The sequence below is a fragment of the Bacillus sp. AFS055030 genome (genome assembly GCF_002574545.1).
In the GTDB taxonomy this organism is placed as follows: domain Bacteria; phylum Bacillota; class Bacilli; order Bacillales; family Bacillaceae_G; genus Gottfriedia.
On sequence record NZ_NUGT01000038.1, the window covers coordinates 1 to 16893 of the forward strand.

Sequence of the window (16893 nt, forward strand, 5' to 3'; positions counted from 1 at the left end):
CAACCTTTCGTTCCAATCAATTTCTTTATAGATAATAATAATCTTAAAACATTAGAATACTCAATTGAACGAATGAATTACACTTATTTTTCAACACCAAATTGAAACTAGTGGTGACGACTTATACAACTTTACAAATACAGATTCTAAAAGAAAAGATATTTTTAATTTTTGGCAGTTAGTTAAAAAATTCCAACCAATACCATTGTTTTATTATTAAGATGACAAAAAATAATAAATATACTATTTTTACATGAAATTCAATTAATGTTCGTATTGACTACAATATATTTCAACACTCTGACCAAAAAAGCCCTTTATCGGGCTTTTTTGGTTTTGCTTGCTTCCATTGACTTCATTTCATCTTCTTGAAAGAAATCAAATATTTTCTACAAATCAATCCTTCTACATTTACATAGAATGATCGTATTTTTTCTAAGCTAGTCTTTTTTCCATTTCTTCATATTGTTCTTCTATTTTTCGATTGTTATTTGTAGTCATCAAACTAACTACGATAACAGCTACTAAGCTAAAGAAGAAGCCTGGTACCATTTCGTATAAATTAATCGTTTGTTTAATAACATCTACACTAATCCAAATAATAACCGTTAATGCTCCTACAACCATACCTGCAAGTGCTCCCCAACGAGTCATTCGTTTCCAGAATAAACTTAGTAATATTGCTGGTCCAAATGCAGCCCCAAAGCCTGCCCAAGCATTACCTACAAGGTTTAGAATCGTATCATTTGGTTGTAATGACAATAGAAGTGATACAATTGCAACGATTAAAACAGATAAACGTCCAACACGTACAAGCTCTTTTTCCGTAATGTCTTTTTTACCAAAAATTCGATATAAATCTTCCGTTAATGCACTTGATGTTACTAAAAGCTGTGAAGAAATCGTACTCATAATTGCTGCCAAAATAGCAGATAACAAGAAACCTGTAATTAAAGGATGAAATAAAGTATTCGCGAAAAAGATAAAGATTGTTTCCGGATCTTTTAACGTTAAATTGTTAACAGATATATAAGCGATTCCTACAAGTCCTGTAAGTGCCGCACCTACGATTGTAAAAAGCATCCAACTCATACCAATTCGTCGAGCTGGTTTTAATTCTTTTACAGTTGAAATTGCCATAAAACGTACAATAATATGTGGTTGTCCAAAATATCCTAAACCCCAAGCAAGTAATGAAACAATTCCAACAACTGAAGTTCCAGTGAAGATATTTAATAATTTCGGATCAATATGTTGTATCTCATCAAACACTGGCTTTACACCACCAATATTTGTAAATGCCACCAAAGGAACCATTATAAGCGCGATAAACATAATTAAGCCTTGTACAAAATCTGTTAAACTAACAGCCAAGAATCCACCGAATAATGTATAAGCTATTACAACACCTGCTGTAACAAATAGCCCAATTTTATAATCGATGCCGAAAGCGGATTCAAATAATGTACCTCCAGATACAAGTCCAGCTGAGCAATACAATGTGAAGAAAATAATAATAACAATTGCTGATGCGATTCTCAATATTCTACTTGTATCTTGGAACCTTTTTTCAAAGTAATTTGGGATTGTAATTGAATTGTCTGCAACCTCTGTAAAAACTCTTAATCTAGGAGCTAAAAGTAAATAGTTTAAATATGCCCCAACCGTAAGACCAATAGCAATCCATACAGAAGAAATCCCAGTCGCATACATTGCTCCAGGTAATCCCATCAACATCCACCCACTCATATCAGCTGCCCCAGCTGAAAGTGCAGTAACTGCTGGTCCAAGTCCACGGTCACCTAGCATATACTCGGAAAGACTATTAGTTGATTTTTTATAAGCGTATACCCCAATAGCTAACATAAAAATAAAGTAAATAGAAATCGATATAAGTACTTGCGTATCCATGACATTCCTCCGTTTTACAATGATGTAGAAAAACTATTAATGGATAACATTCCCATTAAGAGAATAAACCCAAAATTACGTAGACACGATTTCTCACTTCTACATAAAGTTATTTTATTATAATAACCTGAAAATTACAATTTTTCCACAAAAGTAATACTATTAAAAAAATTCAAACTATTATAATGCGATTTAAAAGCACCAGTCTACATTAGCATTCTAGTTGAAATAATATATCTAATTCAAAAAAAATTGAAATCAGTATAAAAAAGACAAACTAATAAAAGTTTGCCTTTTTAACTAAAACAGTTATAAAAATTCATAGAGTTATATTAGAAATTTAACATATAAATAGAGGTTAGATAAGAGAAGTGAGAATAATGTAATCGGAAGTCCAATCTTCAAGAAATCCCAATATCCAAACTTATGCCCTTCTCTTGATGCTATTCCCGCTGCTACAACATTCGCAGAAGCTCCGATCAATGTTCCATTTCCGCCAAGACAGGCACCTAATGCAAGAGACCACCATAACACTTCAACTTGTGGAGCATCCGGTGAAAGCCCCATTCCTACAGTTAAATCTTGAATCAAAGGTATCATAGTTGCAACAAAAGGTATATTATCGATTACAGCTGAAGCAATTCCTGAAACCCATAATATTAAAGGTGCCGCTATCTGAATATTACCGTCTGTTAATTCTAATACTTTTTTAGCTAATGTACCGATTAAACCAATATCTCCTAGCCCACCTACAAGTACAAATAAACCTGCAAAGAAAAAAATAGTGACCCATTCTATATTCGCAAATATCTCCTCTAGATCACGTTCTTTCACACCAATAATCATTAATATTGTTGCGCCTAACATAGCGACAAGAGCTGCATCCAAATGTAAAATTGAGTGAAGAATGAATCCTAATAAAGTAATTCCTAGAACAACGAGTGATTTTATTAATAGAGTCTTATCTTTTATATAGTCTTTTTCATTGATTGACATCAATTTTTTAATTTGCTCTGATGTTGTTACTAGCCTTTTTCGATAAATAAAATAAATAATGATTGTTGTAGCTATAACAATTATTGCAATAATAGGTGCTAAATTCATTAAAAAAGAATTAAACGTTAAATGTTTATTAGCTGAGCCGATCATAATATTAGGTGGATCACCGATCAATGTCGCTGTCCCTCCAATATTGGAATAAATCACTTCAAGAATTAAAAATGGTCTTGGATCAACTTTTAAAATCTTTGTTATCGATAATGTAATTGGAACAATTAACAAGATCGTTGTTACATTATCAAGAAACGCTGAACAAATTGCTGTTAATAATGATAATGAAATTAGTATTTGTATTGGTTTACCTTTTGAGAATTTAGCAGTCTTTATAGCTATATATTCAAATAATCCAGACTTACTTGTTATATAAACTATGATCATCATGCCAATTAAAAGCATAATCGTTTCCCATTCAATATGAGTCGTTAATGCCGAATGCATATCAACAGCGCCAATACCAACTATGATCCCTGCCCCTAATAATGCAATTAACGCTCTATTCATTTTTTCAGTAATAATAAAAGCATATGCAAGTAAAAAGACTACAATGGTTGCATAATATCTCCAATTATATCCATGTTCTAAAAATTCCATATCTTTCTCCCCCAAAACTTAATAATCTTTTGGCAACTCCAAATCAAAACAAAAAAGCCTGTCCCCAAGGCATAGTAATCCCTTAGTGACAGACTCCTCCATAAAAAACATTAATATATCGTCTATTATATCATCTAATATTATAAATAACTTTTCCATTTTTTGCAAAAATATTGAATTTCGTTTGACACAAAATTGTCATAAATTTTTGAACAATTTTTGAATAAGATCGTTTTCAGATATTTCTTTTCGGGAAATTATTTATAATGTTGTTAATAATGATTGGAGGTTAGCAATTCATGAATATTACAACTATAATTGAGTTAGAAAACCATGAAGTTGAAGATCTTGCTAATGCCAAGATGGTTTTTTCACAAGAACATCTTCATAATAATATTATCGAAACCTGTGTGGAATGTTTTAAGAAAGAAGGCTCAAACAAAATCCTAAAAATAGAAGATACTATGCAAAAAGTATTTGAAAACATAAAGCAAAAAGGAATCATCCCTAAACAAGTAGTAGATTTTTCTTTTATAATGCCTTCCTGTGAACGAGTAATACATAAAAATGATAATAAAAATGATGTACCTCAAAAAGTGATAATTTCATTTATGTCCTAAAGAAGCTCTCTGAGCTTCTTTTTTTTTCATAAAAAAAGGAAGCAATATAATTGCCTCTTATCTAAAGTAAGTCATTTTATTGGTTTGATCAGTGGAATAGGTGGCATCCTTATAGGAATAACTAATTTTAACACTTTAATAGTTCATTCATCTGGAGTCCTTCCAAAACAATTGTTTATTCATTGCCATGATTATTTCTTCTTTCCGCAGCCATCGCATCTGCCTTTGTAATATGAACAGTTCCAAAAGGATGGTTAGGAGGTGCATATATTGAGTACAATTTTAGTGGAATATTACTTGTATTCATTACATTATGCCATGTCCCTGCGGGTACCATTATTGCAGTATCTTCATTGATATTTCTTATAAAATTTAAATTATCTTTACTCTTACCCATTTGGACAATACCTTGACCTTGTTCAACGCGCAAGAATTGATCTACATTTGGGTGCATTTCTAAACCAATATCTTCTCCAACTTTGAGACTCATTAATGTTACCTGCAAATGAGTTCCAGTCCATAAAGCAGTTCGGTACGTACTGTTTTGTTTAGTAGCCCCATTTATATTAACTACAAACGGTTCTGCTCCATAATCTTTTAACAAAACTCTGACATCATTATTAGAAGCGTGAAAAGAACCAAATCTATTTGCATATTCTACTTCAACAGGGTAAGTCCAGTAATAAGACTGTCTGCCATAGTTATTCATTGGTACATTATGATAATAAGGATAATGATATTGATATGGGTACAAATTTGGAACATAATACATTTTTCTCAATCCCTTCCCAGCATATAAAATTATCCTATGTGCAATGTTAAGTAAATGTACTTAAATTAAAGTTTAAAGAATTTAAGTATATTTATTTAATAAATTTCATTTCAATGTTACAAATTATCCCTATATAGAAAAATACAATTAAATTAATTGATCTAAAGGGGCTAACTGCTTATGCCGCAACATTACGAGATTATTATGAGGACAATGCTAGCATTTTTGATTTTGTTCATTGGTGCCAAACTTTTAGGAAAACAAATTATTGCTGAAATGAATACCTTTGATTTTATAGGTGCTATTTCTATTGGAGGTATTATTGCCAACTTAGCATTTAATTTAAATATAAAAATTCATCATTCTATCTATCATTATAATTGTTAGCTATATTTCCATGAAAAGTCGAATTGGAAGAAATTTATTTGCTGGAAATCCAACAGTAATTGTTGAAAATGGAAAGATTTTGGAAGCCAACATGAGAAAAATGCGTTATTCTCTAGACTATTTAAATCAACAATTAAGAGAAAAAAATATTTTTAACATAGAAGAAGTTCTTTATGTTGTAGTTGAAACAAACGGTAAGGTATCTGTTTTGCAAAAACCTCAATATCGCAGTGTAACAAAACAAGATTTAAATATACCAACAACACCAGAAAGTAAACTCCCTATTGAGCTGATTATGGATGGGGAAATTATGACAGAAAATCTAAGACAAAACAATCAGTCGGAGTTATGGTTACAACGTGAACTTAAAAAGCGCAAACTAAAAATCAAGGATGTAGTGTATGCTGTGCTTGCCGCAAATGGGAATATTTACATTGATACTTATAAAGATAATATTACTTCTCCAATGGACCAAGAATAAGCTATATTTAATTAATTATTAATATAAAAAACTATAACAAAAATAAGAAACGTCCATAAGCTCATTTATCTTAACTATTCTCATCTACATATTGAAACATGGTAATGATTGTTGGAACTTAAATTATAAAAAAAGAAAAGTAGCGCATTTCAATAGTGAATTGTACTACTTTGTTTGCTATAAATTTTTATTCTTAATTTCTACGCTTTTGTATTATGCGAATGTAGCGTGAAGCATAAATAAGATAAGAAAACAGATAGCCATTTTCAAATGCCATTTATTATCTTTCTTTTTATATCGTTTTAATCCCATAAACATTAAAATGAACAAAATGATAATAGAAATTAAACCAGAAAAGTAAGTGAAATTTAGTTCAAATCCTTTTAATATTGCTAAATAGCCATGTAATAAAACAATACCAGTCGAAATTAATGCGATTGGTACGTGCCATTGTCTTAGAATTTTTCCAATAAATTGCAAAATAGTTTTTAATTTAATTTGTCCAAATGCAATGTCCTTAGTATATTTTAGTTTAATTAAATAAAACACAGGAAAAATAGATAATACAATAAAGAACCCAATTCTTGCAATTGATCCAATTTCCTTAAATAAATCCTTATAGGTATGCATATTTGTAGTTTGCCAATGTTGATAATGCATTGAAATATATAGAATACCTAATAAAAATAGAACTCCACCAATAAAAAGTGTTAACACGATTCTTTTTCTTTCGATTGGATTTGATATATAGGATTTTAAAAAAGTTTGATTTTTGATCATTTCAAAATTATTTTTTTCCAATCTAAAATCTCCTTTAAAAGTATTACTTCCATATTATTTTAAAATTTTTAGTGAAGCTGATGTGAATTTTAGTATTAATCCTCCTCCATCCAAAAACATCTATCTAAAATATAAATCAGTTTTATGAAAATACCATGAAAATTTCATTAAAAATAATAGGTCTAATAAGTTTTCCCGAATATATTTAAATAAATTACTACTTGATACTCTCTATTGTAAATTTTAATAAACTTACCAATTTCAAGAATCATATTTTACTTAATAATTTATTTGTTTAGGCTATTAAAATCTAATTATATTTAGAATTCCTTCTTCATCTATACCGCCATTATGTTGAATTAGACTACTTTCTAGCTAATGATTATTTCTAACCATTTACAACAAAAAACCAGAAAAACCCTCTTCCGGGCTTTTCTGGTTTCACTTACTATTCAACTCACACTTCATTAAAGCCAATTATCAAGCGATTATTTCGCTGCTTTCTCATGCTCCTGTTTAAAGAAGCTCTTCATTGAATGGAATACATCTGATTTTTGTTTAAGGATATAATAGCGGAATTTTTCATCATTAATATTTTTATATGCGGACATTAGAGTAGAGTGACGGTTGTATTGGTTCACTTCTCCATATCCGAACATATTGCTCACTTTCATTAATTCTTGAACTAATTTTACGCAGCGAGCATTATCAGATGTTAAATTATCCCCATCAGAGAAGTGGAATGGATAGATATTATATCTTTCAGGAGAATATTTGAATTCAATTACTTCTAAAGCTTTGCGATATGCTGATGAACAGATCGTTCCTCCGCTTTCTCCTTTTGTGAAGAATTCTTCTTCTGTAACTACTTTTGCTTCCGTATGATGTGCAATAAATTCGATATCAACTGATTCATATTTAGTTCTTAAAAATCTAGTCATCCAAAAGAAGAAGCTTCTTGCCATATACTTTTCCCATAAGCCCATACTTCCGCTTGTATCCATCATTGCAAGTACGACGGCTTTTGACTCCGGTTTTCTTATTTCATTCCATGTACGGAATTTTAAGTCTTCTGGAGATATTGGATAAAATGATGGCGTACCACTCATAGCGTTGCGTTTAAACGCTGACATCATCGTACGTTTTTTATCAATGTTACCCATTAACCCAGTTTTTCTAATGTCATTAAATTCGATGTTTTCTACAGTATTTAAATCTTGTTCTTTTCGTTTTAAATCAGGTAATTCTAACTGACTAAAAAGAGCTTCCTCTAATTCCATTAGTGAAACCTCTGCCTCATAATAATCTTCACCTGATTCTTTACCTGCTCCTTGCCCTTTACCAGCACCTTTTTGCGGCTGGCCACCTTGTGAACCATCTCTTGCCACTACATCGCCAACTTTACTGTCTCCAGTACCCTGACCAACGTGTTTATTTTTATCGTAGTTGTATCTAATCTTATACTCATCTAGTGACCGAATTGGGATTTTTACTACATCGCGCCCGTTTGACATGATGATGCTTTCTTCTGTGATCAAATCTGCTAAATTCTTTTTAATCGCCTCTTGTACCTTCTCTTGGTGGCGCTGTTGGTCGTCGTGTCCTTTACGATGGAGGGTCCAGTCTTCCTGTGAAATGGTAAAATTATGCTTTTGTTCGATATTTTCATTACTCATTTTCTTTCCCTCCCTTACCTATTATGATTTATTGTAAAAATTAAAAAAATCGTCACACAGTAATACCAGTTTGCATAAACTAATTCGGTAGGTGATTTTCTACCCTTTTTTATGGATTACTCTATCATATGCAGAAGGACACAATAATTGACAATGTTTCTTCTAAATTTTACACCCATTTTTTCAGAAAATTGGACGAGTCCTTAAAAATAAATATATTTATATAAAAATTCAAATAAACTTTTGCCTTTAACTATATGTAAAAATACTAAAAAAAGAACGAAAAATAAGTGGAAACTAGTAAATAGTCTCCACTTATTTTTAATTATGGTAAATTATGACCCATTCCAGCTACGTAAATTCGTAGCCATTGTTCCGCTGACATTCTTAACTTGGTAGACTCAACTGCTGTTTTAACGCGCTCAATTTTACCAGACCCTACGATTGGCATCATTTTAGCAGGATGAGCTAATAACCATGCGTACATTACTTCGTCGATTGAATTTGCACCAATTTCACTAGAAATCTCCTCTAGCATTGCTCGAACTCGTACCGCTGTTTCAGACTGACTAGTAAAAATTTGTCCGCCTGCTAATGGGGACCAGATCATTGGAGCAATATCTTTTTCTAGTAATAAATCAATTGTTCCTTTTTCAAAATGTTCTAATTGCATTGGTGAAACTTCAATTTGATTTGTTACTAAAGGCATATTTAGATAAGCTTGTAATGCATTAAATTGAGACGGTAAAAAGTTTGATACTCCAAAGTGGCGTACTTTCCCTTCCGAATGAAGTTGATTAAACGCCTCTGCGATTTCCTTTGGATTCATAAAAGGATTTGGTCTATGTATTAAAAGTAAATCGATATAATCTGTTTGTAGATTTTCCAAAGAACTATTAACACTCATTAGAATATGCTCTTTACTAGTATCATAATGATTCATTTTAAGTTCAGGAAACTTTGATGATTTTAACTTTATTCCACATTTTGTAACGATTTGGATTTTTTCACGAAGCTCTGGTTTTAACGCTAAAGCTCTTCCAAAAATTTCTTCACAAGTATAACCACCGTAAATATCGGCATGATCAAATGTTGTAATGCCTAAATCAATACATTCTTCTATAAAATTGACTAATTGTTCTGTTGTCATTTTCCATTCGGCTAAACGCCATAATCCGTGGATTATTTGTGAAAAATCAAGGTTTTCAGCAATTTGAATTCTTTTCATCTACACGACCTCGCCCTTCTTTTTAATCATTATCATCATTATAGGATAAACATTATTAATTGCAAAAGAAAACGGCTATCTAATCGATAGCCGCTTAAACAATTTATCGGTTAAGTAAAGAGCCTACGTAGCGTAATAATTCATTTGCTGATGTTGAGTTATAACCATATTCATCAACTAATCTGCTGACCACGTCATTGATTTTCTTTAGTTGACGCTCGTCAGGAGTTTTTGTGGACGTCGTAATCTTCACAACATCCTTCAAATCCGAAAAAAGTTTCTTTTGGATAGCTTCTTTTAATCTTTCATGTGAATTGTAATCAAAACGTTTGCCTTTTCTTGCATATGCAGAGATTCTAATTAATATCTCTTCACGGAAAGCTTTCTTCGCATTCTCAGAAATACCAATTTGTTCTTCTATCGAACGCATCAATTTCTCATCTGGATTCATCTCTTCACCTGTTAAAGGATCGCGAAGCTTATTCTTATTGCAATATGCTTCTACATTATCAAGATAATTATCCATCAGTGTTTTTGCAGACTCTTCATATGAATAAACAAAAGCTTTTTGTACTTCTTGTTTTGCAATATCATCGTATTCTTTTCTAGCGATCGAGATAAAATTCATATAACGCTCACGATCTTCATTAGAAATAGATGGATGTTGATCTAAACCATCTTTTAATGAGCGTAATACATCCAAAGCATTAATTGAAGGAATTTCTTTTCGAATAATTGTAGATGAAATACGGTTAATGACATAACGTGGATCGATACCATGCATACCTTCATCTAAATATTCTTTTTTCAGCTCCTCTAAATCAACAGTGTTATAGCCTTCTACCATTTCACCGTCATATAGACGCATCTTCTTAACTAAATCAATATCACCTCGTTTTGGTTCTTTTAAACGAGTAAGAATTGTAAACATAGCTGCAACACGTAAAGTATGTGGAGCAATATGAACATTTGAAACATCACTCTCGGAGATCATTTTTTGATAGATTCTCTCTTCTTCACTAACTCTTAAGTTATATGGAATTGGCATTACGATAATCCGAGAATGAAGTGCTTCATTCTTCTTATTATTAATAAAGGATCTGTATTCTGTTTCATTCGTATGAGCAATGATTAATTCATCCGCTGAAATCAATGCAAAACGCCCTGCCTTAAAGTTACCTTCCTGTGTCAGGGATAATAAGTGCCATAAAAACTTTTCATCACATTTTAACATCTCTTGGAATTCCATCATTCCGCGATTTGCTTTATTCAACTCTCCATCAAACCGGTAGGCACGTGGGTCTGATTCTGATCCAAATTGAGCAATTGTTGAAAAATCAATACTTCCTGTTAAATCAGCAATATCTTGAGATTTTGGATCAGACGGGCTAAAAGTACCAATACCAACTCGACGATCCTCTGATAAAAATATTCTTTCTACTATAACATCTTCTATTCTTCCGCCAAACTCTTGTTCAAGTCTCATTAAATTTAAAGGTGAAAGATTTCCTTCAATTCGAACTCCATATTCTTTGAAAAAATCATCTCTTAAATGGTTAGGAATTAAATGCAATGGATCTTCATGCATTGGGCATCCTTTAATAGCATAAATTGCACCTTGATCAGTTCTTGAATAATTTTCTAAGCCTCTCTTTAACATTGTTACTAAAGTAGATTTACCACCACTTACAGGACCCATTAACAATAAAATACGTTTTTTTACATCTAATCTCTTGGCAGCAGGATGGAAATATTCTTCCACGAGTCTCTCTAATGCTTCTTCTAATCCATATAGGTTGTTATTAAAGAAACTGTAGGTTCTTTTGCCATTCACTTCTTCAATACCTGCGTCTTTAATCATATTATAAATCCTAGAATGTGCAGTTTGTGCAACCCATGGCTCCTCTTTTAACATTTCAAGATACTCAGCAAAAGTGCCTTCCCATTTCAATCTTTGTTCCATGTCCCGATGCTGCTCAAGTTTCTTTAAAATATCCATGGACAAGTACCTCCTTCTTCTCATCTGTAAGAGAGATTATTAAAGGATATGCAAGGATGTCCGTACTCATGCTATATCTTTGAGTAGGAAAATATATTTTATCGAAATCCGATTCTCATAATTTTACTTTCATATTTCTATGATTTTTTTGTATAATAAGGTTTAGGGTGTTGGGAATTTTTCAATTGGGAGGATACATACTGATGAGACTAGCATTAATTTTATTAGTAACAGCATCATTCTTAGCAGCAATTTTCACAGGCGGCTATAATGACAAACCTGGACTGAAAAACAGATAATATTACGCAAAAGATGCTTCTAGTCACGGATTCTTTGAGACCGTTTTAATGGAAGCATCTTTTTATTTGTGATATTTGATAAACTCTTAGATTAAACAAAAAAATCACCATTTCTGGTGACTCAGTGTGTAGACAAAGTACTAAAAAGTTGAAATTCAGACTGATTGCAAGCGTTTGTCTTTCGAGGCGCGAAGCCTGGTGAGGAGCGGAGTTACCCTAAACGGTAATGAGCACCGCAGACAGGCGAAGCAACGAAGAAAGCGAGCGTTTGTCAACAGTCTGAATCACCATTTCTGGTGATTTATTTAGAATAATCCTTTACTTTTAATAACTCACGGAAATCTTGCTGACGTAAAGCTTCGTAAATTAAAATTGCAGCTGTATTTGATAAATTTAGAGACCTAATATGATCTGTCATTGGTATACGTAAACAAGTTTCCATGTTTTTGGCTATTAACTCTTTCGGAAGTCCTGTTGTTTCTCTACCAAATACAAAGAAAATCTCTTCATCTAAATTTGAATAGTCAAAGTTTGAATATGTTTTTTCTCCAAATTTAGTAATAAAATAAAATTTCCCGTCCTTATACTTATCAAATAAATCGTCCAAAGAATCATGATAATGTATGTCTACATGCTCCCAATAATCAAGACCAGCTCTTTTTAACATTTTATCATCAGTTGAAAAACCTAACGGACGGATTAAATGCAAACTTGTATCTGTTCCTGCACAAGTACGTGCAATATTTCCTGTATTTGCTGGAATTTGTGGTTGATATAATACAACGTGTATTCCCATCTTTTTCACCTCTATATTGTTTCAATGCTTTATATTATACCAAATTCGTCATTCGTAAGGTATTATTCCATTTGAGGGTTAGAAAAGCCATCAACGAAGTGAAAAAACTTATACTTAATGTTCTCCGTAAAAGCAGAAGAATCATAATATGACCAATATCTTTTACGGCTATTTACAGTATGTGCATTCACTAACGGTTCACCATTTTCATCCTTAGCAACAACGATCGTACAATGATTCCATACTCCATCACCTTCGAAATCATATAAAATAATATCCCCCAATGATAGATCTTTTGGAGAAGGCACCTCTTGTGCTATAATTCCAGTTTTAGACGTAGGTAAAAATCTTCTTAATGCGTGAGCAACTCTCCAACTATAACTACTATTAGAATGATTTTTATACCACCACCCTGTCCCGGGTTTTGGCATTCCAACCATTCGAACGCCTCCAGCCCTCAAACATTGAGATATAAAATTTGTACAATCATTTGCATACAATGGATATTCTTTATTATGACCATCCCACCAGGTTTCAGCATATTTAACAGCATTAAATCGGTTATATCTGTTATTTCGTTCTAATAATTCACTTTCATCTAAATCGTCTTCTTCAAGTTCAAAATTCTCAACTTGATTATCAATTGGGAATGCAATGTCATATAAGATTTCATCTTTTTTAATCGCGATCTGTCTCTCATGTTGATCCTCTTCAAAATATAAATCTTTTTGCTTTAAAAAATATCGCGTATGGAATGTATAATTTATATACGTTACATCTTTATCAGTCCAAATATTGTTTACATCAAGATTACCATATACTTTTACTAATGAAATATTACGCTTATTATATAATTCAACTTTCCGCTTGATTGCCTGGTATTCTATTTCTTGAATAGGATGACTTCGATGTCCTTCACCAAAATAAAGTTGTAATCGTTCTTTTAAATAACACTCTAAAAGTTCACGATTAAACAAGATAATCCCCCTTTTCAACATATATTCTTATTCTATACGATGTTGAAAAATAAGAGATTATACCACTCATTATCGATTACTTTGACAGAACAGCATTAATTTCATTTAATACAATCTCGTCTTGCTCTTTTTGTAAACAACTTTCAATAAATAGAGTACTGTTCTTTCCTTCAATCTCAAAAATAGCCCAAATTGCTGTACCTCGTATTACCGGTCTAGCATCTTTTTTCGCTAATTCCTTTAAATCATCTAATGCCGATTCATCTTTAAAATGTGCTAAAGCAATAATGGCATTTCGTTGAATTGGGTTCTTTCCTCTCCATGACCCAGACATTTTGCCAAACTGATTTTTAAACTCTCTGTTACTTACTTTTAAAACAGAACGTAATAAAGGTTTTACTGTTTCCGGATCAGCTTCCATCTCAGTATGATGAGTAAAATTAATTCCTTTATTTTTAGGACAAATTGTCTGACATGTATCGCATCCATATATGCGATTTCCCAGCTCTTTTCGAAACTCAACAGGTATCATTTCTTTTGATTGGGTTAAAAAAGCAATACAATTTTTAGCATTTAATTGACCTGGAGAAACAATCGCACTTGTCGGACAAACATCAAGGCATTTTGTACATTCTCCACACTGCTCTTCAATAGGTGAATCAGGTTCAAAAGGTAGTGAGGTAATCATTTCGCCTAAATATACATAAGAACCGAATTCTGGCGTAATAATTGAACAATTTTTAGCACTCCATCCGATCCCCGCTCTTTCAGCCACTGCTCGATCTACTAGCTCACCAGTATCGACCATCGATTGAACCTTTGCATTCGGATAATGTAATAAAATAAAAGACTCAAGCTGAAGTAATTTCTTTTTTACAACTACATGATAATCTTCCCCCCATGAGGCCCTACAAAAGATTCCCCTTGTAGATCCCTTTTTACTTTTAGGAGGATTTTTTAATTTAGATGGATAAGCTAGAGCAATTGCAATAATTGAATTTGCTTCAGTCATTATTTTTTTCGCATCTACTCTTCGTTCAATATCCTTTGTCTCAAAACCCGATTGATAATTTAATTCTTGCTGCTTATATAATCGATTTTTTAATGTTAAAAAGGGATCAACAGTCGTAAATCCAATCTTATCTATTCCAATTTCTTTACTATATAAAATTAATTCTTTTTGAAATTCTTTCATATTCACAAGAATCACCTAACTGCCTGTTAATTATATTTCCTATTCTAGTCAGAAAATTATTTCATTATCTAATTATGACACAAAAGCCTGTAATAATAGACTTTTTAATATAAAAAAACGCAATGTATCGTTCTCAAATGAATCAATACACTGCGTTGTTATCAAGTTATAAGTGCTAAACTACTAATACAAATGAAATAAGTATTTAGTAGGTTTTAATGAACTTGTAATTAAATTTATCATAAATATGTCACATATTCAAGAATAAAATCATATTTTGTCGAAAATGTTATCATAATTTAAGAAAAAATCGAGAATTGAAATTGTTAAAAGCCATATAAAATAACAGATGAAGAGTATAAGTAGCTAACAGCAGAGGCTATTGAAAGATTTGTAGAAATTTGAATAAAGGTATAATGAATTTTCTCATAGAATTCTTCTTTATAGGATAAATTTAGGAGGAGAGTAATTATGACAAATCCTTTGGTAAAAGAAGAAAAGAATCCTTTAGTCGAAAGTTTTGAGGGTGTCTGTAGTTTGATTGAAGAAACAAACGACAGAATTGATCTTACACAAGATACACTTAAAGAACTTGATCGATACAATAATGAGAAATTAAAAGATGCAAAACAATTTACGATTAAAGTAGCTGCTGCAAGCCTATTAATAGCAACAACTGGTCTTGTAGTTACTTTAGCAAATAAAAGAAATCCAAAACAATTTGATTGGCTTAAGCAAAAACGTAAGTATGTAAAAATGTAATGTTAGGATTGCTAATATCCACATAAAGAAGGCAGCGACTATATAGATGTTCGCTGCCTTTCTTTATGTGGATGTTAATAGCTCTATATGACAATTATTTAATGCTGATGAAGAATCAATTAAAGTTCCAAGAATAATGCAGTAAAATCTGTGTTTTAGGATAAAAGAAAAAGACAGCCATTAAGCTATCTCTGATTTTTTAAATAAGCCATATAATCATCCACTTTTTCTGCATTTCCATTTCCAGCTTTTGCGCTATTGAAAACAACAATTCTTCCTTGGGTATGATTAATCTTGTTGTCTAAATCGTGCATTATTCGATGAGTATACAACAAAGCTTTCATGTCTTTTTGATCAATTGCCAATTTCATTAACTTGTTAGCTAAATCTAAATCATCGTGCAAATCGCTATTTTCATCTACATTGCTAAGTATTTTTTCAAAATATGTGAGAATAGATTCCAATTCAGATTTTTTATCTTCCCAAGCTGGAGAGTTTGGATTTTTGAATTGTTGATAATTTAACCAACCAGTTAAATTATTTAATATATCGTGTGTTCTTGCAATATCTGCTCCTTCCTTTGAAGCTGGAGGAATCTTTTCTTTGTCATATTTTATATTTGCAACATGATATTCATTTTTAAAAACAATAATTTTAACTATTTTCCAAGATAAAAATGAAACAGCAATCAAACCTACAAACAACAAACCAATTTTCAAATATTTATTTATTGCAACTCACTCCTTTTGTCTACATACTCATAATAATTTTAACATTAATATTGTAAAGAGTTGGTTTGAAAATTCAAAAAAATTCCTTGTAGAACGATTTACTATCTACTGGTAAATTCCTTTGCGTACTAGTAAATCATCGCAACGCATGACTTCTTTTACTAGCTAGCAATCTCGTGTTAATGCACGTTGTTTACAATCCGCTTTCTTGCATAGGATCAATATAAAATGTTTAATATCAATTTCTGTCATTGTCACTAAAGGTTTCTTATCAGCTGACAACATTATTTGGAGATATTTTGCCATGTGCAAGAAAAACAAAAAAAGCTTTGCACAATTAGTGCAAAGCTTTTTTTGTTAGCATTTATATAGCGGTGACAGGACTTGAACCTGCACATCCGTGAAGATACCTGATTTTGAGTCAGGCGTGTCTGCCATTCCACCACACCGCCAAAGTTATACAATAATTATAATATATGAAAGACAAATTGTCCAATCAAATCTGAAATTAAAAACCTCTTACAAAGTAAGAGGTTTTTTTGATGCCGAGGGCCGGACTCGAACCGGCACGGTTGTCACCAACCGCAGGATTTTAAGTCCTGTGTGTCTGCCAATTCCACCACCCCGGC

Annotated in this window: 13 protein-coding genes, 2 tRNA genes and 1 pseudogene; 3 read left to right on the forward strand and 13 right to left on the reverse strand. The window is 31.9% G+C overall.

Translation table 11 applies throughout. The annotated features are described in order from the left end of the window. Nucleotides 1–435: 435 nt before the first annotated feature. Both putP and CN925_RS15185 read right to left on the reverse strand, forming a co-directional pair. Nucleotides 436–1911: a sodium/proline symporter PutP gene (gene putP, locus CN925_RS15180; protein ID WP_098847065.1), complete on the reverse strand. Its 1476-nt coding sequence runs from the start codon at nt 1909–1911 to the stop codon at nt 436–438. A gap of 327 nt (nt 1912–2238) precedes the next feature. After that, nucleotides 2239–3561, reverse strand: coding sequence for an ArsB/NhaD family transporter (locus CN925_RS15185; protein WP_098847066.1), 1323 nt, complete (start codon nt 3559–3561; stop codon nt 2239–2241). 299 nt (nt 3562–3860) lie between these two features. Between CN925_RS15185 and CN925_RS15190 the strand changes: the two genes are divergently transcribed. Beyond that, entirely contained in the window at nt 3861–4181 is a 321-nt protein-coding gene (locus CN925_RS15190) for a hypothetical protein (RefSeq protein ID WP_098847067.1), read from the forward strand. A gap of 175 nt (nt 4182–4356) precedes the next feature. Here CN925_RS15190 and CN925_RS15195 read toward each other — a convergent pair whose 3' ends face one another. After that, nucleotides 4357–4953 (reverse strand): cupin domain-containing protein, encoded by a 597-nt coding sequence (locus tag CN925_RS15195; RefSeq protein ID WP_098847068.1) that lies wholly within the window; start codon nt 4951–4953, stop codon nt 4357–4359. A gap of 180 nt (nt 4954–5133) precedes the next feature. Between CN925_RS15195 and CN925_RS15200 the strand changes: the two are divergent. Next, nucleotides 5134–5821 (forward strand): annotated as a pseudogene (locus CN925_RS15200) (DUF421 domain-containing protein). 213 nt (nt 5822–6034) lie between these two features. On the opposite strand, the gene CN925_RS15205 reads toward CN925_RS15200, so the two are convergent. The 7 genes from CN925_RS15205 to queG all read right to left on the reverse strand — a co-directional run bounded on the left by CN925_RS15205 (nt 6035) and on the right by queG (nt 14777). Next, the gene (locus CN925_RS15205) at nt 6035–6622 is read right to left on the reverse strand and encodes a hypothetical protein (protein WP_286138399.1); all 588 of its coding nucleotides are present in this window, start codon (nt 6620–6622) and stop codon (nt 6035–6037) included. 467 nt (nt 6623–7089) lie between these two features. After that, the gene (gene yhbH / locus CN925_RS15210) at nt 7090–8277 is read right to left on the reverse strand and encodes a sporulation protein YhbH (protein WP_098847069.1); all 1188 of its coding nucleotides are present in this window, start codon (nt 8275–8277) and stop codon (nt 7090–7092) included. 325 nt (nt 8278–8602) lie between these two features. Further along, nucleotides 8603–9505 (reverse strand): aldo/keto reductase, encoded by a 903-nt coding sequence (locus CN925_RS15215; RefSeq protein WP_098847070.1) that lies wholly within the window; start codon nt 9503–9505, stop codon nt 8603–8605. 103 nt (nt 9506–9608) lie between these two features. Beyond that, nucleotides 9609–11504, reverse strand: coding sequence for a PrkA family serine protein kinase (locus CN925_RS15220; RefSeq protein ID WP_098847071.1), 1896 nt, complete (start codon nt 11502–11504; stop codon nt 9609–9611). A gap of 600 nt (nt 11505–12104) precedes the next feature. Beyond that, nucleotides 12105–12599 (reverse strand): tRNA (uridine(34)/cytosine(34)/5-carboxymethylaminomethyluridine(34)-2'-O)-methyltransferase TrmL, encoded by a 495-nt coding sequence (gene trmL / locus CN925_RS15225; protein WP_098847072.1) that lies wholly within the window; start codon nt 12597–12599, stop codon nt 12105–12107. A 62-nt stretch (nt 12600–12661) separates the two neighbouring features. Further along, the gene (locus CN925_RS15230; RefSeq protein ID WP_180232979.1) at nt 12662–13576 is read right to left on the reverse strand and encodes an amidase domain-containing protein; all 915 of its coding nucleotides are present in this window, start codon (nt 13574–13576) and stop codon (nt 12662–12664) included. 76 nt (nt 13577–13652) lie between these two features. After that, a complete protein-coding gene (gene queG, locus CN925_RS15235) occupies nt 13653–14777 on the reverse strand; it encodes a tRNA epoxyqueuosine(34) reductase QueG (RefSeq protein ID WP_098847074.1) in 1125 nt (374 codons plus the stop codon). Nucleotides 14778–15242: 465 nt separating this feature from the next. Between queG and CN925_RS15240 the strand changes: the two genes are divergently transcribed. Then, nucleotides 15243–15533, forward strand: coding sequence for a hypothetical protein (locus CN925_RS15240; RefSeq protein WP_098847075.1), 291 nt, complete (start codon nt 15243–15245; stop codon nt 15531–15533). A gap of 185 nt (nt 15534–15718) precedes the next feature. Here the strand turns inward: CN925_RS15240 and CN925_RS15245 are convergent, their stop codons facing one another. From CN925_RS15245 to CN925_RS15255, 3 genes are all read right to left on the reverse strand, one after another. Then, nucleotides 15719–16252 carry a hypothetical protein gene (locus CN925_RS15245; protein WP_098847076.1) on the reverse strand — a complete coding sequence of 178 codons (534 nt, stop codon included), beginning with the start codon at nt 16250–16252 and terminating at the stop codon, nt 15719–15721. A gap of 381 nt (nt 16253–16633) precedes the next feature. Continuing rightward, nucleotides 16634–16716: transfer RNA gene (locus tag CN925_RS15250), tRNA-Leu, on the reverse strand. Between the two features lie 91 nt (nt 16717–16807). After that, a tRNA-Leu gene (locus tag CN925_RS15255) sits at nt 16808–16893 on the reverse strand.

What these genes read in the sequence shown, in the direction of transcription:
- CN925_RS15185 (WP_098847066.1), bottom strand. Translation starts at nt 3,561, where the DNA reads ATGGAATTTTTAGAACATGGATATAATTGGAGATATTATGCAACCATT.
- CN925_RS15220 (WP_098847071.1), bottom strand. Translation starts at nt 11,504, where the DNA reads ATGGATATTTTAAAGAAACTTGAGCAGCATCGGGACATGGAACAAAGA.
- CN925_RS15195 (WP_098847068.1), bottom strand. Translation starts at nt 4,953, where the DNA reads ATGTATTATGTTCCAAATTTGTACCCATATCAATATCATTATCCTTAT.
- CN925_RS15240 (WP_098847075.1), top strand. Translation starts at nt 15,243, where the DNA reads ATGACAAATCCTTTGGTAAAAGAAGAAAAGAATCCTTTAGTCGAAAGT.
- putP (WP_098847065.1), bottom strand. Translation starts at nt 1,911, where the DNA reads ATGGATACGCAAGTACTTATATCGATTTCTATTTACTTTATTTTTATG.
- yhbH (WP_098847069.1), bottom strand. Translation starts at nt 8,277, where the DNA reads ATGAGTAATGAAAATATCGAACAAAAGCATAATTTTACCATTTCACAG.
- trmL (WP_098847072.1), bottom strand. Translation starts at nt 12,599, where the DNA reads ATGGGAATACACGTTGTATTATATCAACCACAAATTCCAGCAAATACA.
- CN925_RS15190 (WP_098847067.1), top strand. Translation starts at nt 3,861, where the DNA reads ATGAATATTACAACTATAATTGAGTTAGAAAACCATGAAGTTGAAGAT.
- CN925_RS15215 (WP_098847070.1), bottom strand. Translation starts at nt 9,505, where the DNA reads ATGAAAAGAATTCAAATTGCTGAAAACCTTGATTTTTCACAAATAATC.